18 protein-coding genes and 1 tRNA gene are annotated in these 23,645 nt (G+C 44.9%); 3 read left to right on the forward strand and 16 right to left on the reverse strand.

The genetic code is table 11. The annotated features are described in order from the left end of the window. The first annotated feature begins 12 nt into the window (after positions 1-12). Complete coding sequence (locus LI82_RS05315) at positions 13-849, forward strand: MBL fold metallo-hydrolase (RefSeq protein ID WP_048194189.1); 837 nt, start codon at positions 13-15, stop codon at positions 847-849. 11 nt (positions 850-860) lie between these two features. On the opposite strand, the gene LI82_RS05320 is transcribed toward LI82_RS05315, so the two are convergent. Beyond that, positions 861-2,066 carry an MFS transporter gene (locus LI82_RS05320; RefSeq protein ID WP_048193931.1) on the reverse strand — a complete coding sequence of 402 codons (1,206 nt, stop codon included), beginning with the start codon at positions 2,064-2,066 and terminating at the stop codon, positions 861-863. Between the two features lie 126 nt (positions 2,067-2,192). Here LI82_RS05320 and LI82_RS12720 point away from each other — a divergent pair, with 126 nt between their 5' ends. Further along, complete coding sequence (locus LI82_RS12720) at positions 2,193-2,366, forward strand: PLDc N-terminal domain-containing protein (protein ID WP_081955743.1); 174 nt, start codon at positions 2,193-2,195, stop codon at positions 2,364-2,366. A 202-nt stretch (positions 2,367-2,568) separates the two neighbouring features. Here LI82_RS12720 and LI82_RS05325 read toward each other — a convergent pair whose 3' ends face one another. The 9 genes from LI82_RS05325 to LI82_RS05360 all read right to left on the reverse strand — a co-directional run bounded on the left by LI82_RS05325 (position 2,569) and on the right by LI82_RS05360 (position 11,810). Further along, positions 2,569-2,787, reverse strand: coding sequence for a hypothetical protein (locus LI82_RS05325; RefSeq protein ID WP_048193932.1), 219 nt, complete (start codon positions 2,785-2,787; stop codon positions 2,569-2,571). A 208-nt stretch (positions 2,788-2,995) separates the two neighbouring features. Continuing rightward, entirely contained in the window at positions 2,996-4,270 is a 1,275-nt protein-coding gene (locus tag LI82_RS05330) for a Glu/Leu/Phe/Val family dehydrogenase (protein ID WP_052402746.1), read from the reverse strand. A 243-nt stretch (positions 4,271-4,513) separates the two neighbouring features. Further along, on the reverse strand, positions 4,514-6,808 hold the full coding sequence (locus LI82_RS05335; RefSeq protein WP_048193933.1) for a CDC48 family AAA ATPase: 2,295 nt from the start codon (positions 6,806-6,808) through the stop codon (positions 4,514-4,516). A gap of 211 nt (positions 6,809-7,019) precedes the next feature. Beyond that, positions 7,020-7,187 (reverse strand): hypothetical protein, encoded by a 168-nt coding sequence (locus LI82_RS13065; RefSeq protein ID WP_160174949.1) that lies wholly within the window; start codon positions 7,185-7,187, stop codon positions 7,020-7,022. A gap of 720 nt (positions 7,188-7,907) precedes the next feature. Further along, positions 7,908-7,985 (reverse strand) — tRNA-Glu (locus LI82_RS05340). Positions 7,986-8,056: 71 nt separating this feature from the next. After that, on the reverse strand, positions 8,057-8,410 hold the full coding sequence (locus tag LI82_RS05345) for a helix-turn-helix transcriptional regulator (protein WP_048193935.1): 354 nt from the start codon (positions 8,408-8,410) through the stop codon (positions 8,057-8,059). A 25-nt stretch (positions 8,411-8,435) separates the two neighbouring features. Beyond that, entirely contained in the window at positions 8,436-8,687 is a 252-nt protein-coding gene (locus LI82_RS05350) for an LSM domain-containing protein (protein WP_236622673.1), read from the reverse strand. A gap of 179 nt (positions 8,688-8,866) precedes the next feature. Continuing rightward, positions 8,867-9,238: a DUF3467 domain-containing protein gene (locus tag LI82_RS05355; protein WP_048194191.1), complete on the reverse strand. Its 372-nt coding sequence runs from the start codon at positions 9,236-9,238 to the stop codon at positions 8,867-8,869. Between the two features lie 94 nt (positions 9,239-9,332). After that, positions 9,333-11,810 (reverse strand): DUF5814 domain-containing protein, encoded by a 2,478-nt coding sequence (locus LI82_RS05360; protein WP_048193937.1) that lies wholly within the window; start codon positions 11,808-11,810, stop codon positions 9,333-9,335. Between the two features lie 172 nt (positions 11,811-11,982). Between LI82_RS05360 and LI82_RS05365 the strand changes: the two genes are divergently transcribed. After that, entirely contained in the window at positions 11,983-12,918 is a 936-nt protein-coding gene (locus tag LI82_RS05365) for an RAD55 family ATPase (RefSeq protein WP_052402750.1), read from the forward strand. A 72-nt stretch (positions 12,919-12,990) separates the two neighbouring features. Here LI82_RS05365 and LI82_RS05370 read toward each other — a convergent pair whose 3' ends face one another. The 6 genes from LI82_RS05370 to LI82_RS05395 all read right to left on the reverse strand — a co-directional run bounded on the left by LI82_RS05370 (position 12,991) and on the right by LI82_RS05395 (position 23,226). Then, entirely contained in the window at positions 12,991-13,755 is a 765-nt protein-coding gene (locus LI82_RS05370; RefSeq protein WP_048193939.1) for an MTAP family purine nucleoside phosphorylase, read from the reverse strand. 18 nt (positions 13,756-13,773) lie between these two features. Then, the gene (locus LI82_RS05375) at positions 13,774-14,901 is read right to left on the reverse strand and encodes a DUF373 family protein (RefSeq protein ID WP_048193941.1); all 1,128 of its coding nucleotides are present in this window, start codon (positions 14,899-14,901) and stop codon (positions 13,774-13,776) included. A 547-nt stretch (positions 14,902-15,448) separates the two neighbouring features. After that, on the reverse strand, positions 15,449-17,626 hold the full coding sequence (katG, locus tag LI82_RS05380) for a catalase/peroxidase HPI (protein WP_048193943.1): 2,178 nt from the start codon (positions 17,624-17,626) through the stop codon (positions 15,449-15,451). A 443-nt stretch (positions 17,627-18,069) separates the two neighbouring features. Continuing rightward, positions 18,070-18,693 carry a 6-hydroxymethylpterin diphosphokinase MptE-like protein gene (locus LI82_RS05385; protein WP_048193944.1) on the reverse strand — a complete coding sequence of 208 codons (624 nt, stop codon included), beginning with the start codon at positions 18,691-18,693 and terminating at the stop codon, positions 18,070-18,072. 15 nt (positions 18,694-18,708) lie between these two features. Beyond that, positions 18,709-21,885 carry an isoleucine--tRNA ligase gene (gene ileS, locus LI82_RS05390; protein ID WP_048193946.1) on the reverse strand — a complete coding sequence of 1,059 codons (3,177 nt, stop codon included), beginning with the start codon at positions 21,883-21,885 and terminating at the stop codon, positions 18,709-18,711. Between the two features lie 189 nt (positions 21,886-22,074). Next, positions 22,075-23,226: a KamA family radical SAM protein gene (locus LI82_RS05395; protein WP_236622674.1), complete on the reverse strand. Its 1,152-nt coding sequence runs from the start codon at positions 23,224-23,226 to the stop codon at positions 22,075-22,077. Between the last annotated feature and the right edge of the window lie 419 nt (positions 23,227-23,645).

Consider the following 23,645-nt stretch of genomic DNA (forward strand, 5'->3'; position numbering starts at 1 on the left):
CAGAGGTCAAACATGCAGGTAACAGAACACGTACATGCCATAAAGATACCGTTTAGCCTCACCACCGAATCAGGTATTGTGGTCGAGAGGTTCGTGTATTCCTATATTATCTGTGGGAAGAATGTCTGCCTTGTGGACTGTGGTGTTGCATCTTCAGAGGATGTCATATTCGACTACATGAAAAAGACAGGCAGGGATCCGCAGGACATTTCACTTATAGTGCAGACTCATTCCCACGCGGACCACATAGGTTCTACTCCTGCGATAAAGGAATTAACAGGATGTGAAGTTGCTGCTCACGGGGATGCTGTAGGATGGATAGAGCATCCTGATATACAGTTACGTGAACGTCCAATTCCAAATTTTAATACTCTTACCGGTGGTCCTGTGAAAGTGGATCGTGTGCTTGAAGATGGGGATGTGTTCGATCTTGGTGAGGGTATGTCCCTGCAAGTAATTCACACTCCGGGTCACTCTAAAGGTTCGATCTCATTACTGTTATCTCCTGATAATGTTCTGTTCTCCGGTGATGCTATTCCTCTGGTGGGAGATATTCCGATCTATGATGATGTTACGGAAGTTCTCTCATCCCTCAGGAAACTTCGGGATATATCTGATATGAAGGTACTTTTGTCCTCTTGGGATGATCCAATTGAGGGTGAAGGTACCTACAAAGCTATCGATGAGGGAATTGAATATGTCAAAAAGGTCCATGAGGCTGTTCAGAAATTCTCATCGGTTTCATGGGAAAAGGTTCTGGAAGAGATCGGATTGGAAGGTATTCCTGTTAACCCATTGGTCGTGAGGACTTTTGAGGCTCATTTAAAAGTAAATGAAGATATTTCCTGAGCTTTCTGTTTTTACTTGATCCCGGCATTTCCAGTATTATAACTGCTCTTCCTTAATGCAGCCCATACTAATATTCCTGATAGGATGATCAGCAGGCTGCTGATATGGAATGGTGTTTCAAAACTGACATATCCTCCAAAAACTCCCCCTATCAGAGGTCCCATTGCCACTCCTGCAGCCTGTGCACTGGTTATGGTGCTCACTTTGCTGCTAACCTTCTTCTCGCCTGATAGTTCCACTGCCAGGGCGAGCAGGGGTGTTTCAACTGCTGCCATGGCTATACCCTGTAGTAATCTCAGCAGGATCAGAGAGTTTATGGTATCAACGTGTCCGAGGCCATATACTATGATTGAATTGAAGAATATGCCTGCAATTATAGGAAGCTTTCTTCCGAACCTGTCCGAGAAGATACCTATGGGTACCTGGAATACTATCCTTGAGATCACGTAGGCAGATAGTGCTATGCTGAGCAGGAATTCGCTTGCTTCAAGCCTTGTCTGATAGGCAGGCAGGAGGGAAAGGATGAGCATTATTCCTACGAGCATCATGAACATGGCAATAGCAAGTATCCTGATGATAGCAGGTCCGTCAGGTGATTCCTCTTCCGGGTATTTGGTCTCAGGTGCTCTTGTTTCTTTCACAAAGAGGACTATGAGGATAGTACTCAACAGAACAAGGGCTGCACTGATGTAGAAACCGGCAACGAATCCATAGTAGGTCACAACAGCACCGCCGACCATTGAACCTATTCCAAAGAATGCACCCCTGAGGCTGGAGTATATGCCTATTGCCTGCCCCCTAGCCGTTGAAGCTGACAAGTGTGTGACCATTGTAACGATGGCAGGAATGGTTGCACCTATTGCAATTCCCTGAACTATCCTGAAGAAAAGTATTGATTCAAAATAGCCTGAGATGGCATAGGTGTAACAGATAGTTGCGAAGACCATGTAACCAATGGTCAGGAAAAGCTTTCTCCTGTCAAGCCGTTCGCTTAATCTTCCCATATATGGCTGGGAAATGGAGTTCGCCAGTCCGAATACAGTTGTTGCAAGCCCTGCTTTGAGAACTGCCGGCATATCCTGCAGTATCAGGGTGTCCATATTCGCAACGTACAAAGGTATTATGAACACCAGCATTCCGGTAGCAAGGTCCTTGAATAGTTTGGATATGGAAAGGACGTAAAGCTGGCTCTTAATTGGATGGTCCGAAGGTGCCATATATTCATTTATTTATGATGTATGGTATAAAAGGAAGTAGGTTTGTATCTTGCTATGGGTTTTGAGAACTTTTCTAGCAAAATATTATATATTAATCACGTCCATCTAATTGTGGAGGTTAAAAAAATGCTTGAAGCCATATGGGGCCTTTTAGTACTATTGTCAGTTATCTGGGTTATCTATGATGTGGTGACACAGAATAAGAGATTAAGCGATGTAATGAAAGTTGTATGGATACTTGTCGCACTTGTATTCGGTATCCTTGGTGCAGCTGTATATTACTTTGTAGGTAGAAAATAAGAAATCTTCCATTTTATTTTTTTGGTATTTATCGATTTTTTTGAAAAGACCTAATTGCTTTTATTTAAAAAATAGTTTTTCCAAAGCATCAATTTCTATTGAAACTTGTATATCAATACCGAATTCATTTGGAAAAAGGAAATGATCCTCATGGAATTATCTTTCTGAGTATCATTGCCGGTTTGTAGAAAAATGGATTAATTTACTTATTTTTGGCTCGTGAAGCAAGTCCTCTTGAAAGTATCTTGTATGTCATCAGATATACTCCAAGAATTAATAATATTATATTTTGAGTGAGTGTAAGACCACTGTTGGACAGGACTGGTATGTTAATACCAAGGAAATTGCTTATGCTGGCAATGAAGAATAAAAATCCTGCGATCTCACTTATAATACTTTGGTTTTTGTCGATTATTCCCATAATTGATCATCCATGAATTCGGTCATTAGTTCGAAGTCTTGTTCATTAACTGGAACCGGCTGCTTCAAGTTTTCGATCATTTTAATTGAATGAGTTAACGATCTTTCACTCTAAATGGTCTTTATTTGTATTTAATTGCAGTGTATGGAGAAAAAAGTGGAAAAAACAATGGAATTTAATATCAAAAATGAATGTGGGATGAATGTAATTAAAGATTTCCACGGAGTCTCTCAGCGTACAGTACCCTGCGAACTGAGAATTGTAATGCTGCTCGCCTCATACTGCAATCTTGTTCCATGCAGATCTCATATACTTTATCAAACGCAGTTATCATTTTCTGCTGTAGCCTTTCCAGAACTTTATCCTCTTCCCAGTAATCCTGGCTGAGATTCTGTATCCATTCAAAATAACTTACCACAACGCCACCGGCATTAGCAAGTATATCGGGTATAATTATCACATGTTTGTCAAGTAATACGCGGCTTGCTTCCATTGTAATAGGAGCATTGGCAAGCTCAAGGATTATTTTTGCTTTAATTTCATGAACGTTCTCGCGTTTGATCTGTTCTGAAAGAGCTGCAGGGATGAGTATTTCACAATCGGATTCCAGCAATTCTTCATTTGTTATATTCCGTGTTTCCGGAAAATCGATCACACTTCCGGTCCTGTATTTGTGGTCTATGACCTCCATAATGTCAAGACCTTCCTCTTTGAATATTCCACCACTGGAGTCGCTTACTGCACATATTGTGAATCCTTTCTCATGGAGTATGCGTGCAGCGTTCAATCCCACTTTTCCGAATCCCTGGATGGCAACACAAAGTCTGGACTTGTCAAGATTGGCTTTTTCCATGGCTGCTTCAAGTATGTAGACACCTCCAAGGGCTGTGGAATATTTCCTGACCTGACTTCCTCCTAATTCTATTGGTTTACCGGTAACAATTGAAGGCGTGTGCTCTCTTTTGATCCTCTCGAACTCGTCAAGTATCCATACCATGATCTGTTCATCGGTATACACATCAGGTGCAGGGATGTCTTTCAATGGTCCGATGTAGTCAGCGATCTCTCGAATATAGGCTCTGGTGACCCTTTCAAGTTCACCTCGGCTAAGTTCTTTGGTATTGGCCACGATACCGCCTTTTGCTCCACCGAATGGTATGTCAACAAGAGCACATTTTATGGTCATCAGAAAAGCGAGGTCCTGAAGATATTCAATGGTAAGGTCTGGATGATACCTTATTCCTCCCTTGGTGGGACCTCGGGCATCATTGTATTGAACCCTGTGGCCGATGAACATCTTCATTCTTCCGGAATCCATGCGAACAGGGAAATGTACTGTAAAAGAACGTTTTGGCAGGTCTAGCAGGTCGATCTCTTCTCTTGACATGGCAAGGTCATCATAGAGGTATTCCATTTCCTGCATGCACAGTTTACAGGTCATTGCACTATCCGCATGGAACCTTTCGATTTTATTTTCTATCAAAATTGCACTTCCTGATCTTCCCTTATGCTAAATTCGAGTAATCGTTTTCCTTTACCAAAATGGAATGGCCAGTATTATATCAATTCTCTGACTGGCAGTGACCTATGGTAATTTCCAATAGGTACAATATTTTATTGTTCTTAGAACTTATAACCTGAACTGATGTTCCATTAACATCAGCTACCTTCCGCCAGCTATCTGGTATGAAAACTATTACCATCAAGTAGTATCAGGTATCTATCATCAACCATAGACCGGGCTTTCTATCTCTCTGGACCTCTTTGTCTTCAGGTCGCCTTTAAGATCCTCGTAATATTTCATGGTGTCAGAGGTGACAGATGTTCCCGTTTCAGCAATAGCTTTCAGGAAGTGTTTTTGTGAAACTTCTTTTGCCATGAGGTCTTCACGAAGGGCAAAGCGTCCTGCTTTTTTACAGACCGCAGCAACATCAGCTCCGGTATATTTGTCTGTTGAAGTCACGAGTTCCTCTATATTGACATCACTTGCAAGTGACATCTTTTTGGTGTGGACCGCAAAGATCTTACGCCGTGTGGGCAGGTCAGGCACAGGGACAAGTATGAGCTCATCAAATCTTCCCGGGCGGAGAAGTGCCGGATCGATGATGTCAGGTCTGTTCGTAGCACCCACGATCACAACACCGTGGAGTTCTTCAAGACCGTCAAGTTCCGAGAGTAACTGGTTCACGATACGTTCAGTAACCTGTGGTTCTCCCATTGCTCCTCCGCGTATGGGTGCAAGTGCATCAAGCTCATCAAGGAAAACGATGGATGGTGCTACCTGACGTGCACGGGCGAACATTTCTGAGATGTGCTTTTCAGATTCTCCATACCATTTTGAAAGCAGGTCACTTCCCTTTGAGGTTATAAAATTAGCATTGGATTCATGTGCAATAGCCTTTGCCAGCATGGTCTTCCCGGTTCCAGGTGGTCCATAGAGCAATACTCCTTTTGGAGCTTCCACTCCGATACGCTGGAATGATTCCGGATTTTTAAGAGGCCATTCTACAGCTTCCTTGAGTAGCTCCTTTACATCTTCCAGTCCTCCGACATCCTCCCATCCTACATTTGGCGTCTCGATCATGATCTCGCGCATGGCGGAGGGTTCCACATCTTTCTGTGCCAACTTAAAATCTTCTGAGGTAACACTCAGCTTTTCAAGGATCTCGGCAGGGATGTGTTCTTCTTCAAGGTTGATCTGGGGAAGTATCTTTCTGAGCGAGCTCATTGCCGCTTCACGACAAAGTGCTGCAATATCGGCTCCCACAAAACCATAGGTGGTTTCAGCCAGTGTTTTAAGGTCCACGTCATCTGCAAGTGGCATTCCGCGGGTATGTATCTGGAATATTTCCAGCCGTCCGTCCTGATCAGGTACATGTAGCACTATCTCACGATCGAACCTTCCGGGACGGCGCAGTGCCATGTCTAAAGCTTCCGGACGGTTGGTTGCACCAATAACGATGACATTTTTACGTTCCTTCAGGCCGTCCATCAATGAAAGAAGCTGTGAGACTACCCTCCTTTCGACCTCTCCGGTAACTTCTGCTCTCTTCGGTGCGATGGAATCGATCTCGTCAAGGAATATGATGGCTGGTGCATTCTTCTCGGCATCATCGAATATCTCACGAATCTGATGTTCGGATTCACCATAGTATTTTGACATTATCTCGGGACCGTTGATGGATACGAAATAAGCATCTGATTCATTGGCCACTGCTCTTGCCAGCATTGTCTTCCCGGTCCCGGGCGGGCCATGCAGCAGCACACCTCTTGGTGGTTCTATTCCCAGCCGGTCAAATAGCTCCGGGTGCTTTAATGGCAACTCGATCATTTCCCTTACTTTGGAAATAGCCGGTTTAATGCCTCCAAGATCCTCATACATTACAGTAGGTATCGACTGCTCTGGAGGGAGCTCTACAGCTTCGGGTAGTAACTGAAGTTCTGTTATTTCAGTGATCTTGACAATGCCCTTTGGGGATGTTGAGACTACCTGCATCTTGATCTCGCCCAAACCGAACGATAGGTCAAAAATGTCACTGAACATGTCCTCAAGCATCATGCTTCGTGCAGGGCTTTCCTTTGACCTCTTGAAATGTGTGGTAGAGATGAAATCTCCTTTTGAGACTGTCCTGTTCCTGAAAACGGATGCAAGGATGTTACTTGAGGCTGAAATGTGCATCCCTTTGCTCACAGGTGCGAGACTTACATTAATTGCTTCCTTCCAGTCTGCTTTTCTGACCTCGACATAATCTCCTATGCTAATCTTCGCGTTGGCACGTATAAGCCCGTCCATTCGGATAATATCAAGCCCGGAATCTGCAGGATTAGTGTTTATCGCAAGTGCAGATGTTGTACGATCTCCTTCGATCTCTACAACTCCGTATTCTTCAATACCAATCTTCTCTCTGTACACTGGATCGATGCGCACGATACCTTTTCCAACATCTTCCTGAGTTGCCTCAGCTACCTTTAGTTTGATGCTATCCCCGTTCGAATTGCCTTTCTCTACAATTGTTGGCATATCCCTATCTCCCACAGATATTCTAAATATATGATATGTCAACTTCAAGTATTTATTATTGTTTGGAAGTAATGTGGGAGTTTTTCAAATGGGTTTGCAGAATTTACTTTAAATATATGCTATCGATAAACTTCCAGATAACAAATTCCGACAGGAAAATGGTCATTGGCCATTGTGTAGGGTCAACATGGCCCTTAATCCCGGAACATTGTTACTCTTCACGCTCAAAATAAGAATATTTAATTGCACCAAGTGCTATCGTAGCGGCTCCAAATCCTTTTCTCCGAACGTTCGTCTCTTTGAATATCAGTGTCTCGAATACCACACTGAACAGTGCATTAAATCGTTTCACGGAAATGACGTATGGGACTATCTGCATGCTCAATGCAATATTTACTGATACAGCGATTATTTGGATGCATCTCTATATTTAGATTAGGGTAAAAGCTTGCTTTTCCATCCACCGTTTTAAGTTGTTGTTCCGGGCCTGTTGAGGTGGTGGTTTCTTACCTTGGAGAAATGTCAAAGTACTGATTCAAGTTGTGGGTGGATGTATCGTTCAAGTTGCTTTCGTTTAGCCTTCCTCTGAGCTTCCTCTGGCAAATGTCTGGTCCGTCTCTCCTTCATAATCCATTGGGGTTAGCATAGAGCCTTTAAACCTCTACGTATCGCATACCTGACCAGAAACAAACCTCTAATATTCCTGAGGTAATCTTTTTCAATGTTTGCAACCACTTATCATAGTCGAAAGGACCTAAGATCCGAACTCCTTTTACTTTGGCAGGCTTTATTGATCTCACCGGGAGAATCTACGAATCAACAAAGCAAGCAATAGTAATAAGCCTACAATTGCTATTCCGCCCATTCCCAATTTAACAATGAGTAATATCTCGTATGGGTTCATCATTCATGTTTATGCTTTAATAAAACTTAAACTTTTATAGACAATTATCCGAAGATCTTGAAACGTCTGAGTTATTTGTGTGAATAGGCACCTCAAATACATTCTAGTGTGCACTCATCTCTTGAAAATCGGTTAAAATCTCTCGAAAAGCAGGTAGAATTGTTAGTAAAACCGTTATCCACAAAAGAAAATGTTTGGTGCTCCGGCCGGGATTCGAACCCGAGTTTTCAGCTCGAAAGGCTGGAATGATTGACCGGACTACACTACCGGAGCACGCTGTTTTTTGCTTACCTTGAAGCGACCCTAGTAGGCAGGTTTAGAATATAAACCTTTCGCCCCGTGGGTCATTCTTCGTCTTTTTCTACCTCGTCTTCCATTTTTATCTGGTTGATCCAGGTGGAGAGTAGTTCGCAGATCTCGGGTTGGCAGGCTAATCTGCAGCCTGCGCAGGGTGAGAACATCTCTCCTGCTAGAAGAAGGTCAAAGGATTCTTCTTCCGGTTTAACTACTTTGATCAAATAGGTCCTGGCACCGTTGTTGACCGCAGACTCACGATATATGAGGTTTGCGTTCATCAACTTGGTGATGACCCTTGAACACTTGCGACTGTCGATCTCCAGCATCTTCCAGAGTTCGTTCTGGTAGACACCGTCTTTGCTGTCGCCTATCAGTTTGAGAGTTTTTTCTTCTATTTCCATGGTCTATGTCCGGAAAATAAAAGTTTTAGTTTTCTACAGGTACGATCAGGATTATGTTGTTTCCTCTCAATACAACGGAACCAAGAGAGCGCAGGCGCTGTCCGTCAGCTATCTCAACAGTGTCCACAAGGTGAAGGTTAAGGTAATCGTCAGCACTTTCTAATGTACCTTCAAGAATATGCTGGTTACCTTTCATCTCTACCTGGACCTTAGATCCTACCAATTTCTGAACTTTCTTATTTGGGAACAAGATCGTATCCTCACACGTATTATTCAAAGATAATTAACAATATGATCTGCAATATGTATTACTACGTATTGGAAAAAGTAAACTGTCCAACCTACTATTTATTACTACCGATTAGAAAGCCGAATAAGCTTCCATTATGCTATTATTATAGTAGATATGCAGCTAACTTCTTCAAGTTTAATTTTAGTCTTAATTTTAATTTAGTTTTAGATATATCCCTGTATCTCGGATGTATCCTCAGGCTGCTTCATTTTTGGTGGCTGCTTCTGCACTCTGGTGATCGGTCCGAACATTGCCTCATAGTCGCGGATGTGCTGCTCAAGCCAGTGGGAAAGCTCCAGTGCCGCAAGAGGGGATAATATCACTTCTGTCTCAATGCTTCTCTGGACCACCTGTGAATTAGATGACTTGTCGAATCCCTTTGGGCTGTCATTGTAGAAGCCGATCCTGAAGTCATATGGGCTATGTCCTCCAAGTGCACCGATTGCATAAACCTGTTTGAAGTCCTCAGGTTTCCTGATCTCGATCTTCAACTTCTTTGCCACTTTACCTTCAGGATTCTTTTTCTCTTCTGTCATGGTCATGTATCCTTCAAAAGCCATACCTAATTTGGAAAAGTAATTGTTACCATACATTAAAAGGTTTTGTTATTATTGATCCAAAGGGCGGTCTTCATCTCACGATAAGCTTCTTAAGGTGCTTCGCTGAACTTGCCAGGTCCTTCTTTGAATAAGCCTTTGCGATCTTTTCAACAGCATCAAGGTTGCGTATCGCATCATCCAGGTATCCAAGCAGGTCTCCCGGGTACGCAGTAATGCCATATTTGTCCTCAAGGTAGTTCACGATCTGTATGGGGTCATAACCATCCACCCTCAGGTTAATGATCTTCTCTGAGAACAATCTCTCAGGACAACCACAATAAGGACTTTCCTTACAACCGCAGGTCAGGAAATCAGTAGCAAAGTTCAGGATCTGGTCCTGCATCTTCATCTCGAGCCTGGAAAGGTTCTCACCCTCAAGCACAATGTCCATGGAAGCTCCCTGGAACACCCTTGAAGGCATGTTGATCTTCAATGCAGTGGATATCTGCGCTGCGTACTTGAAATAGACCGCTTCAAAGAACTCCAGGTTGGTTATTATTTCCACTGGCTGGTGATCGGAAAGTACTGCATCTCTTATCAGGAATGCCTTTGAAACAGAAAGGAAATGCCCGGCAGCAATGCTTCCTAACTTCGTAAGTGCTATGTTGTCCCCTTTGATGGTCAGGAACTTCTTTTTCTGGAGCCTTGAAAGGAGTGCCTTCAAAGAATAATTTGCAAGCATGCCCTTATGTATCGCCTCCAGGTCACGCTTTGATGATGTCACTGCAGCAGTGGCCAGGATCTCCTCCATCTGTTCCTCTTCGCCATATTCCACATCGGTGTGTTCCATCTCTCCGTTAAGGAGCTTGATGGCAACCTCCTCCTCTGTGCCGGTCTGCTCGCTTGTATAGCTCTTCTGTGGAGTAGCAAGTACCACTACCACGCCCCTGTCATGGAAATCCGGCCTTCCTGCACGTCCCAGCATCTGCAGGAACTCCTGCATGGTAAGCCACTCGATACCCATTGAAAGGGATTCGAATATAACCTGTGATGCAGGGAAATCAACACCTGCTGCAAGTGCAGCGGTTGTGACCACGACGGGTAGCTCTCCTTTCTCAAAACGTCTCTCTACCTTCTTCCTCTCCTGCATGGAAAGGCCTGCATGGTATGGAGCAGTAGATATTGGAAGTGCCTGAGCTATTCGATGGCAGTTCCTTCGGGAATTTGTAAAAATGATCGTCTGTCCCTTGTGACCTTTGGATGATGTTTTGGCATACTCATCCTGCACAAGCTTTGACATAAGTCTGATCTTGTTGCTCTCCGGGCAGAATAACAGGTGCCGCTCAATAGGCACAGGCCTGTATTCATACTCCACAAGCTCGGCATTAAGCCTTTTTGCAAGCAGTTTCGGTTTAGCCACGGTTGCTGAAAGATATATGAACTGTGCACCAGATGCAACGTACTTCAGCCTTCCGATAAGCCCGTCCACTCTGTGGCCACGCTCTGCATCTTCGATCATGTGGACCTCATCGATAACAACAGACCCTATCTGACCCAGAAGGTCGGAATCCTTGGATCTTAATATGTAGTCAAGACCCTCATATGTGGCCACAATTATGTCCGAATCAAGTGTTCTTCGCATGGACTTTGTCTTCGATGTCCGTATCCTGGAACTTCCTACTCTTATGGATGCCTTAAGGCCGAGTTCAGAATATCTCTTATTGAACTGGTCATACTTCTGGTTCGCTAGTGCCACAAGTGGTACGAGATATAGCATCTTCCCCTGACCACGTATGATGTTCTCAATGCCGGCGATCTCTCCAATGAGCGTTTTTCCGGTAGCAGTTACCGATGTCACAAGCTGATTTCTGCGCTTTAACAGTCCCTTTTCCACCGAGAGGGATTGTACAGGCAGCAGTGTATCGGACTTCTTTAGTAATATCTTCTTAAACTTCTTTGACAGAGGTATGTCCTTTATCTTTATCTGCGTGAACTGAGTCTGAGCTTCTATCGTATCAAAACGTGTGTACTCAAGGTCAAGGTCTTCCGGGCTTAACATGCCTATTGTGCGGTCAAGGTCCCGTGTGGTGAGCATGATCTGCTGGATCCGTTCTGCTGCTTCATCTCCGAAATAGCTATGTGCATTTCGAAGTGCACGGTCCAGTTCTTCTTTTGCACATTCCTCACAAATAAGCTCATGATGGTATTTGATGGATTTTTTATTAATAAAGTTGAATCTCTTTTTCAAAAGGCAGAACCTGCACACATGTGCATGCTCCCAATCAAGATGGAAACCTGCAAGTAGCTCCTTAACATCCTCTGCTCCCTTCTTCTCGCTTTCGATGTCGATGAGAATACGTTCTGACATCCTTAGCAGGTCTATGAACTCTTGAGGTGGCCTGAGTTCGTCCTTTTCATCCCTGAATATACGGAACTTATGTGGACGTGGGCCTGCGTCTGTTTTTCTAAGGATAAGCTCTCCGGTGAACTGGGGGAGTCGTTTCCTGTCCTTAATGGCCATTACAATGACCTTGGCCTTTTCGGCCTTGAGAAATGTCCACAGAGTCATTTTCGGGTTTCAAAGAGATGTACTTGTATATAAATCATGTTTATTTAGGGATCTAACAATTGGATGTATTTTGTGTGTTCACATGTGTTCATACCTTTTATATGCATGTACATGCCTACATTTAATTAAGTATGCCGAATCTGATCGTGTAATCGACATGGGGTGTAAAAAAATGTCAAGTCAACTTTCTGTGGGTACGGAGGTAATAATAACTCCAAGAACGTCGCAACATAAAGTAGCGGCGGAACCAGAGTTATCTCTTACAGAAGATGCCCATGTCCAGAGGAAGGTTGAGCTGCGTACTGTCACGAAGGAAACTGCTCCTGTAACTGAAACAAAGGCTGTCGGTGAGATCCCCGTAAAAAATGAGGTGAGAGGCGTCCAAAAGAATGTCTGCAATGGTCCTGTTGTCGTTCCAACTGGCATCTATGTATTGGACAGAACTCTTGGGGGAGGCCTCCCTCTTAATTCCATGGTCTATTTCTCTGCAGATCCAAGGTCTATGTCAGAAGTATTCTTTTACGAGTTTACACAATCTCGTAAAACCTATTACTTTACCACTGGACGCAGGCCGAAATATGTACGCCAGGATATTATGAACCAGAATCTGGATACTTCAAATATCATATTTGTGGACATCTACAGTGAGTATTATTTTACTTCCATGGGGGACATGGTGGATAATCTGGGTAATAGGCACATTGATTCCAAGATCATAGAGTATGCCGAATATAATTTGCACACCATCCTGAATGATTCACAAGGTGAAGAGATCAATATTATTTTTGATAATTTCTCGTTCTTCATGAACCTCAATGTGAATCCTGGACTTCTCAAGCGTCTGCTCAATCTTCTCTATGAGACCACAAAGGAAGCAAACAGCATTACATTCCTCTATTCTTTGAAAGGAAGCCATGATGAACGGGCGGAAAACGAGATTCTCAATGCATCAGATGTTATTTTTGATGTAGATGTTGAAAAACATCCTGATAAGCTCATGAGCAAGCTTTCGATCCCAAAGATACGTGGAATGGCACCTGAAACAGATGTTATCAAGTTCAATGTCTCAGAAGGCATCAACATTGATACATCAAAGGATATTGCTTAATTTCCTTTTTATTTTCTTCTTTTTTAAATTCTATTTAATTAGCCTTAAGCTTGGAATTCGATCAGAATAAGCTCAAAGCCGTGCTCCTTGCGTAGCGTTCATGCATTCACATTCACGTGTTGCAGGAATGCAGTCAATAACATTGGTTAGGACTTCCAGCAGGATCTCCTGTGTAGTGCCAAGCTCGACCACGACCTCATCGGCTGTTATTTTGTTCTCGGTAAGTCCGCATGCCTGGTTCGTTATGGTGCAAATGGATGCATAGCATAGTTCCAGTTCTCGTGCAAGGGCAACTTCCGGCAACCCTGTCATACCCACAATATCTCCGATCATGCTCATCATCTTTATCTCTGCACGGGTCTCAAAGCGTGGCCCTTCGGTACAAACGTATGTCCCTCTGGTATAATCAACTCCCTTCTTCTCAAGCGTATCCATAAGGCACTTACTTATCTCCGGACAATATGGCTCTGTCATATCAACATGAACTGTGTTCTTGTCATAGAAAGTGGATATGCGGCTTTTGGTAAGGTCGATAAAATCATCAGGGATGACAAAACTGCCAATGGCATGATCTTTCATGGTTCCCACGGAATTGGTGGCTACTATTTTCTCCACTCCAAGTTCCTTTATCGCCCAAATGTTGGCACGATAGTTGATCATATGTGGGGGAACATGTTCAGCAGCTCCTGAATGCCGGGGTACTATGGCTATGGTCTTATCATTCAGTTTGCCAATGTAAACGCCAACATCTCCGTAAGGTGTATTGACGATCTTTGCAGATCCTTCTATAAAAGATGAGAATCCGACACCACCAAGTATTGCTGCATCGATTTTCATGCGTGGTAATAGGGCTGTTTAGTTTTTAGCTTTATGCTTCCCTTTTTTCGGAAGTTTTTCGGGGGATGGATTGGTCATGGATATCTTGATGCCAAGAAGTGCGATCATTATAGCGCCTACCACAGAATAAACAAAATACTGCAGGCTCAGTTCACCATTTGCAGTCTCACCTGCAAGGGCACTAACTGAGAGTATATAAGTGCTTGCACCCCAGAATAGCAGACCGACTGCTATTATGAAAAGAGCCGGTGATATCTCTTTTATTGTGAAAGTTTCGCTTATTTTCTGGTCGACCATCTTCCCTATGTCTGCAAAAAGGATGGCTATAACGTACCACCAGATGGTAACATTAATGAAAACGGTAATGAGGGTGACTATTCCATAGTACCAGCTACCGCCGGTAATGTGATACTGCCAGAGTGTCACAGCTCCTATCATTGTAGCGATCACTCCAAGGATAGCAGCTATTGTGTAAGTGATAAAGGTCATCTGGCCTTCATAAAAAGAATCCTTCATTCTTTCTCTTAAAAGGGCGAAAGGCTGGTCGAGGTTAAATCCTCTGTAAAGCATGTACATTCCGATCGCAGCTGAAATACCTATAATTGCGCCTTCCGGATATCTTGCCAGCAGGAAAATTGCATAGATAAGTGCTGCAAGTCCCAGCGGAACAAAGAAGGTCTGTGAAATTTTCGGATCGTTCAGTGCATTTTTCAGGATATAGTAAGTACTCTCGAGGTTTGCACTTTGCTTAACCACGATACGCTTGACAGAATCGATCTTAATACGGGATTGAACTATGGGCAGGAGTGTCTCGTCCTCTGCTCCATCGGATATGAATATTGCATTTGTGATCTCATTCTCGCTCAGGAAAGCATCCAGCTGGGCAGATATTTTCTGGTCTGATATGACTCCCACATTCTTGTCACCTGCAAATGTGATGATCTGGGCATCAAGACCCTTTGTAAGCAGTTCATCAAGAACATTCACGCCGCCAAATATTGTATTGCTGTCGGAATCCTCCGGATCTGCAGTTGCAAGTTTCACTGCTGCATCGATGTTCTCTTCACGTCCTATGATTGGAGTGGTAACATCTGCTTTTTCACCAAGATCATTGTCTCTGTCAATGCATATGACTAAAGTTTGCATGAAACCTCTTTATATTGTAAATTAGTACGAATACATCCTTTTTCCTATCGCGATGTCAAAATGCAGTACGTAATCACAGAAGTATTACAATTAAAAGAATATAAAGGATGCTATCTAGGCTTTGAGATTATTGCATCTGATGTTGTATTCTTATCTAACTGCATTATTGTCTAATACTGTAATTTCTTGATCTCTTTGTTAGTTCTTTATCCAGTAAATAAGCCTTAGAAATCCAACTAGTGAAGTTCACTATGTCACTTAATCATGCCCGGGTTAAGATATTTAGCAGTTTGATCAATTGCCTTGAATAGAATAATGAGGTTATCTCGAAGCAATTGTGTACTTCCCGATCATGTTTAAAAGGGTCTTAAAATTGAAATAAATTGTAGTTCCTTTCAGTGTAGTAGTAACCACCGTGAAACCAGAATTGATTGGAAATCAGGATATTTCAGTTTCACGGTGGGCATTAAACATTTCATCGCAATGCAGTCTTACTCTTCAGTGGCTTTTGCACGTTCAGAAGCCCTCGAAGACGTTGATGCTACGATCAGGCGAGATCGAAACGGTCAAGGTTCATGACTTTGTTCCACACCGCCACAAAGTCGTTCAGAAACTTCTCTTGGGAGTCCTCACATCCGTAGACTTCCGACAAAGCCCGGAGCCGGGAGTTCGAACCGAAGATGAGGTCGACACGGGTGCCGATCCACTTGAGTTCGCCTGCTGTACGATCACGGCCCTCGAAAACATCGTCCGAGGTTGCTTTCCACTCCGTGTTCATGTCGAGCAGATTCACGAAAAAGTCATTGGTGAGCGTCTCCGGCCGTTTGGTGAAAACGCCATGTTGTGACTGTCCGATGTTGGTATTCAAGACGCGCATACCACCTATGAGAGCCGTCATCTCAGGAGCGGTCAGTGTCAGTAGTTGGGCCCGATCCACCAGCAATTCCTCTGCCGATACAGCGTATTTGGTTTTCTGGTAGTTGCGGAACCCGTCTGCTTTCGGCTCGAGTACACCAAATGACACAATATCGGTTTGCTCATCTGACGCATCCGTGCGTCCCGGCGTGAAGGGAACGGTCACATCGTGACCGGCATTCTTTATCGCTTGCTCGATACCTGCACATCCACCCAGGACGATCAAGTCGGCAAGCGAAACCTTCTTCCCGCCTGACTGAGCGTTGTTGAACTCCTTTTGGATTTCCTCAAGGGTCTCAAGCACAGTCGCAAGTTGTTCAGGCTGGTTGACCTCCCAATCCTTTTGTGGTGCAAGGCGAATGCGAGCCCCATTCGCCCCACCGCGCTTGTCGGAGCCGCGGAACGTGGAAGCCGATGCCCAGGCGGTCGAGACCAGTTGAGAGACAGACAGTCCCGAGGCAAGGATCTTGCTCTTGAGGTCTGCGATATCCTGTGCGTCGATAAGCTCATGATCCACTGCAGGAATCGGGTCCTGCCAGATCAGTTCCTCTTCCGGTACCTCCGGGCCTAGATAGCGCGAGCGGGGCCCCATATCGCGGTGAGTCAGCTTGAACCAGGCGCGTGCGAAGGCATCCGCGAACTCTTCCGGGTTCTCGTGAAAGCGCTTTGCAATCGGTTTATAGATCGGATCCATTCTCAGCGAGAGGTCCGCAGTGGTCATTATGGGTGGTTGTCGTCTGGAAGGATCCTGTGCACCCGGTACGGCCTTCGCTGCAACCGGATCGGAGGGAACCCACTGGTAAGCTCCAGCAGGGCTTTTGACCAGATTCCAATCGTAGCCGAACAGGGTATCGAAATAGCCCATGTCCCATTTGGTCGGGGTCGGGTTCCAGGCACCTTCAATGCCACTGCTGATCGTATCGTCGCCCTTACCGCTGCCGAAGCTACTCTTCCAGCCGAGTCCCTGCTCTTCGATGGGGGCGCCCTCCGGCTCTGGTCCCACATGTGCTGCATCGCCAGCTCCATGGCACTTACCGAACGTGTGACCACCGGCGACCAAAGCGACGGTCTCTTCGTCATTCATGGCCATGCGCGCGAAGGTCTCTCGGACGTCACGGCCGGAGGCTACTGCATCCGGTTCGCCGTTCGGTCCTTCCGGGTTCACGTAGATGAGTCCCATCTGCACGGCGGCAAGGGGATTTTCGAGCTCCCGATCACCGGAGTAGCGCTTGTCGTCAAGCCACTCACTCTCGGTTCCCCAGTTAATATCTTCTTCCGGCTCCCATATGTCTTCGCGTCCGCCACCGAAGCCGAAGGTCTTGAATCCCATGGACTCAAGTGCGCAGTTACCGGCGAGGATCATCAGGTCGGCCCAGGAGATCTTTCTGCCATATTTTTGCTTGATCGGCCAGAGCAAACGGCGTGCCTTGTCGAGGTTCACATTGTCCGGCCAGCTGTTGAGAGGCGCAAAGCGCTGGTTGCCTGCCCCTCCGCCCCCCCGGCCATCGCCCATGCGGTAGGTACCTGCGCTGTGCCATGCCATCCGGATGAAGAGCCCTCCGTAGTTACCGTAATCGGCCGGCCACCAGTCCTGCGAGTCGGTCATCAGTGCATTGAGGTCTTTTTTCAGAGCCTCCAGGTCGAGTTTCTTGAATTCCTCAGCGTAGTTGAACTCTTCGCCCATCGGATTGGATCTGGAAGAATGCTGGTGCAGAATGTTAAGGTTCAACTGATTCGGCCACCAGTCCCGGATCGACGTGGCACCGCCTGCAGTGGATCCCATTCCCGGCTTCTTGTTATCTTCATTCATAATGTTTTCTCCTTTGTTTATCTTTCTTAACTGCTTACGTTGGTGTAGCAAGATGTAGCTGGAGATCTCTCTCATGCTTCGCCTTTTTTGAAAGAATAATATGATCTCGAAATCTTCCGTTTTTTTCGAGTATATATGGTGAGCAAACCGATGCTCACCGCTCATAGTATTCAGTAATTTTTCGCTTTCGAATTTCTAATGTTCAGACAGTTTGCCCCCAATTGTCTGATACAAAATTTATGCTTACATCTTATTTATCTATTCTGTAAGCAGGGTCTGGCAATAAACTCTGTAAGCTATATTGATGTCGATTATTTGTAGTTTTTAATATGTGGCGGATTGCTACACTGAAAGCTGGCCAATAATCTCTTTGTATTGTCTATTAAGAAAATGCATTGGTTTTGCAATAAAACCTATATTATCAAATTCAAAAAAAGAAAGTTTCAGAAAGCCCCTAAGAGCCTCTGTGCCCACTTGAGCTTCTTTTCCTTCATAGGCGTAACATCCTTGTCATAGAAATCAAAACCAACAAGGGTTATGCTTTCAGCATTGAACTCGGACGCAAGGAAGACGCATCTGTCTCCGTCTGTGAAACCACCGAAGTTGTGGATGTTTGCAAAAGGTGCTGCCTGGGTGGTGCCGATAACGTTTCTGAACTGTGGCACGTATCTTAGCAGTTTTTCAGTATTGTCGCCATGTGCATGGATGACCATTATTGAACCTTTCTGGTTTGCCTGGATCTCTTTTTCCACATCACCATCAAGGTCTGTTACAATTACATGTGGGACAATACCCTTATCAACCAGGGGTGCTGTGGCGCCGTCGGCTGCTATGATCACGTAGTCTTCTACGTTGACCTCCTTCAGGTCGATCAGAAGCTTTGGCGCATTGCCACAAACAAGGACGTCCTTTCCGCTGATAAGCTCCTCAAGTGTGTTCGTATCAGCAGTACCTGATCCTATCAATAGATTGGAAAGGAGGATGGCGGAATTCTCATCATCCTCCCTGGAGAAGCCGAAATCCTCAAGAATCGCTTCATAGATCGGCTCCCACTTTTTAAAATCCATGATTCTCCCTCGGTTTCATTCTTCCTTTGAGATTGCAATGTGCATTGGAATACCTTCGACATTCCAGTCCTTTGCAAGCTCACCGGTGGTATCGACATCTAAACCGATCACAAGAACCTTTGCACGCACTTCCTTTGCGATGTAGTTCTCAAAGTCAAGTACAAGGTCAAGAACCCTTTCATCATCGATCTGGATGTGTGCCTTTATGCTGTCATCAACATCGAGGTCAAGCTCCTTGCGCATGTCCTGTATCCTGCGGATAACTTCCCTTGAGTATCCTTCGGATTCGATCTCGCGGGTAAGGTTTGCATCCACAAAGACTACTCCGCCTGCAAATTCAGCACTTGCTACAGCTTCCGGAAGGGTTTCGCTGAAGTTAACCATCTTTTCTGTGATGGTGATATTTGTGCCATCTGCAAGAGGTATCTCCATTTCTCCGTCTGCAAGTCCCTTCTTTAGTTCCATGTCATCCATTGAAGCGATCGCTGCATTCACCTTGCCGGCATCTCCCTTGAAGACAGGTCCGATTGCTCCGGGGTTTGGTGCAGCCTCGACTCCGAGTTCCTTCCAGCTTTCGCCTATCTCAATAAGTTCGATATACTTGGCGTTGGTCTGATCCATGAGAACATAGCGAAGTTGTTCAACGGCTGCAACGGTGTTCTCATCGGTAGGGCTGACCACGATACGTGATACAGGCCATCTGAGCTTGCGTCCAACCTTCTGGCGTGCATTTGATGAGGATTCTACCATGGAGCGTACCGCTTTCATATGTGCTTCAAGGTCAGTGTCCACAAGTGCCTCGTTGACAGTTGGCCAGTCGCAAAGGTGGATGGTTGCAGGAGCATTCTCATCGACATTCCTTACAAGGTTCTGGTACATCTCTTCTGCAAGGTGTGGCATGAATGGTGCGATCACCTTTGCAGTTGTCACGAATACATCGTAAAGCACCCTGTAAACTGCAAGCTTGTCAGGATCGTTTGCTTCGGTCCATGTCCTTGGCCTGATAAGCTGGATATACCATCTTGAAAGGTCCTCAAGAACGAATTCATTAACAGCACGCATTGCCTTGTGCAATAATCTCTCATCCATTGCCTTGTTGACATCCGCAATGACGGATTGCATGCGTGAAAGGATCCACTTGTCCTCGCTTCTTAAGTGTGCTTCAACGGATTCGTAGGAAACTTCCTGTGGGTCGAATTTGTCAAGTGCCATGTATGGAAGCGGGAAACGATAGACATTCCACAGAATGTTGTTTGTCCTGTGTATGGTTGCGATCTCGTCCCAGTTGAACTTCAGATCTTCCCATGGTGCGCTGGAGGCCAGTACATATGCCCTTAGGGTGTCAGCACCGAATTTTTCGATTACCTCAGCAGGTTGTATGACGTTACCAATGCTCTTTGACATCTTCTTTCCGCTGCCATCAAGGGTAAAACCGTGCATCAGCACGTTCTTGTATGGTGCTTTGCCAAATGCTACCATGCTGGCGCCAAGTTGTGAATAGAACCATCCGCGGGTCTGGTCGTGTCCCTCGGTGATAAAGTCAGCAGGCCACCACTCATCGAACTGTTCCTTTGTTTGCGGGAATCTGAGTGTAGCCCAGGATGCCACTGCAGAGTCGAACCATACGTCGAAAACATCTTCCACACGTTTCATGGTGCCGCCACAGTCACAGGGTATGGTGATCTTGTCAACATACGGTCTGTGCAATTCAATATCTGCATCTGCACCTGAACGCTCTACAAGCTCTTCCTTTGTGCCGATCACATCGATCTTTGCACACTTTGAACATTTCCATACAGGAATTGGGATACCCCAGTAGCGCTGCCTGGAGATACACCAGTCACGTGCACCTTCGATCCAGTCCTTGAACCTTGCAGAACCTGCCCAGTCGGGTGTCCAGTTGACCTTCTTGATCTCTTCAAGCATAGCTTCTTTGAGATCACCGATCTTCAGGAACCACTGTTCGGTTGCAAGGTATATGATGGGGGTCTTACATCTCCAGCAGTGACCATATCTGTGGCTGATGGTCTTCTCGGAGATAAGCAGTCCTTTCTCGAGGAGGTCATCCATAACAACGCGGTTTGCGTCACGGATGTTCATGCCGGCGTATTTTCCTGCTTCATCTGTGTAGCTACCGTTTGAACCAACAGGGCAGAAGATAGGCAGGTTGTTCTTGACACCGACTTCGAAATCGTCAACACCATGTCCGGGAGCAATGTGGACACAACCGGTGTTCTCTGCTGTAACATAATCTGCATTGTAAACTTTGTGTTCGATCTCTGCCTGAAGTGGCACGAGGTCTGCAAGAGGATGTTCATAGGCCATGCCTGCAACATCTTCTCCGCTCATGGTCTCAAGGATCTCGTAGTTTGCGTACCTTCCTATTCTTAGTACGTTCTCTACAAGTTCAGTAGCCATTATCAGTGTTTCAGTGTCACCTTCGGCGTTGTATGCTTTTACTCTTGCATACTCGAACTCCGGGTGTACTGCCACAGCAATGTTGGATGGAATTGTCCACGGGGTGGTGGTCCATATAACGATGAATGCATTCTCTTCATCTTTTAATTTGAACTTGATGTAGATCGAAGGATCGTCGCGGTCCTCATATTCGACCTCAGCATCAGCGATAGCTGTTTCGCATCTGGGGCACCAGTTGACGACTCTCTTTCCGGTATCAAGCAGATTTTTTTCCTGTGCCTGTTTCAATGTCCACCATGCAGCTTCGATGTACTCATCCTTGAGTGTCATGTATGGATCTTCCCAGTCAAGCCATGCGCCAAGGGTGCGGAACTGGCCGGTCATGTCATCCTTCTGGCGAAGTGCAAATTCCTTGCATTTCTCAATAAAATTGCCGACACCATATGCCTCAATGTCTTTCTTTGACTCAAAACCAAGTGCACCCTCTACCTTTACTTCAATAGGGAGTCCGTGCATATCCCAGCCTGCCCTGTCAAGGATGTCATGGTTGTTCATGGACATGTATCGCAGGATGGAGTCCTTTATTATCTTGTTCCAGGCAGTGCCGAGGTGGATGTGGCCTGTTGTATATGGTGGTCCGTCCACAAAATAGAACTTCTTGGCGCCTTTTCTGTGCTCACGTACTGCTCTGTATGCATTATTTGCTTCCCAGAACTCGTGAACCTTCATTTCGATCTCATTAGCATTGTACTGATCAGTAACTTCTTTTATCATGCTGGTGGCCTCCCGGATAGGTCCAGTTTCTTGGCTACGTTATAGATACCATCCTAATGCAGTAACCAATTTAAATATTATTGTATGATGCTGCCACAATGAAAATTAAAACAAAAAGTGTGTGCGCACAGATCGTGTGCGCACAGATCGTGTGCGTTTAAATCTCGATAAGGAAGTGGTAAGTTCCTCTTACTCAAAGAAGAACTTCTCTTCTCCCAAAGCGGGTTCAAGATCTGTAAGCCATGAAGCTGTAGGGGAATATTTTGCAAAGAATGGCTTGCGTACCCATTTACTTTCCCGTCCCTGCAGGAACTCCAGAAGGAATACTTTTTCATCGTTAATTTCCTGAACACCGAGAATATTGATCTTTCCGGGGTCAGTGGACATGCTTGGTCCGCGAACAGTTCTTGCAAGCCCGCTGACGTTCTGGTATGCGTTCTGGAAGATCTCCCAAGCTCTTGTCATAGGTACGTCGAAATAATGTTTTGCACCCGTATTCCTCACCATGAACATATAATACGGTATGCAGCCCAGGCGAACTTGCTCGCTCCACATCTGTTCCCATAGTGCAGGATCATCATTTATATGTGCTATCAGAGGTGATTGGGTTCGTATCTGTGTACCTGTTGCACGGATGTTCTGTATCGCTTTCTTTACAGTATCAGTGGTAAGTTCCCTGGGGTGGTTGAAGTGGGCCATAAGTGCCATGTGCTTTTTGTGTTCTGTAACATTGCTGAAAAGGGATAGGATGTCTTCGCTATCCTTATCAGAAACAAAACGCTGGGGCCAGTAACTTAATGATTTGGTGCCTATCCTTATGTTCTCAATGCTGCGAATATCGGCTTCAAGGATCGGTTCAATGTATTTTTTGAGAAGGCCTGCACTCATGGTCATAGGGTCTCCGCCGGTGAAAAGTACATCCTTGATCTCCGGATGTTCCTGCAGGTATGATATTAGTAGTTCGATCTCACGACTGGCAAATTTCAGGTCATCCATGCCGATGAATTGAGCCCACCTGAAACAGAAAGTACAGAATGCATGGCAGGTCTGGCCCTGTGCAGGGAAAAATAGGATCGTTTCATCGTATTTGTGCTGCATTCCACTGATTATCTTTCCATCATGTTCCGGAACGTTCTTCTCCAGTTGTCCTGCAGGGTGGGGATTCATGCTAAGGCGTATTTTCTGAATCTCACTTTGTATATCTTCTTCCGGCGCATCATTTCTTAAAAGAGTTGCCATTTTTTCATAATGCTGTGGAAGAAGCATATCCCTGTTTGGGAATGTCAGTGTAAACATCGGATCATTTGGTACATCATCCCAGTTGATAAGTTCCTCTACCACATAATTATTAACACGGAATGGAAGTATCCGTGCAGCAATTTCTATCTCTTCCAGATGTTGCTGGCTTAGATCCTGTATCTGGGGAATGTCTTTGTAATTCGAAAGGGTATATGCAGAATACTTCTTTCTCTCAGCATCACTTATGCTATGGCCTCCATAATTCGTTTTTTAGAAAACAGTAAAGTTGAACGGTTATAATGTAGTTATTATGATATATCTCTATTGAGTTTTTTAGTTAATGCTAATTGCAGTGAAGTAATTGTAATATAGTATATGTATCATTCGACCACTTGTGCTAAACATTTTCGATCTCTAATGTTTCTTGTTGATTGTAGCAGTTCAGGTATTTCAATCATATAATATAAGCGATGGTTCTTTTTTGTCATGATCGAAAGGAATTGGAAGATTACCTTAAATTA

Origin of the sequence: Methanococcoides methylutens (assembly GCF_000765475.1) — an archaeon.
Lineage (GTDB): Archaea > Halobacteriota > Methanosarcinia > Methanosarcinales > Methanosarcinaceae > Methanococcoides > Methanococcoides methylutens.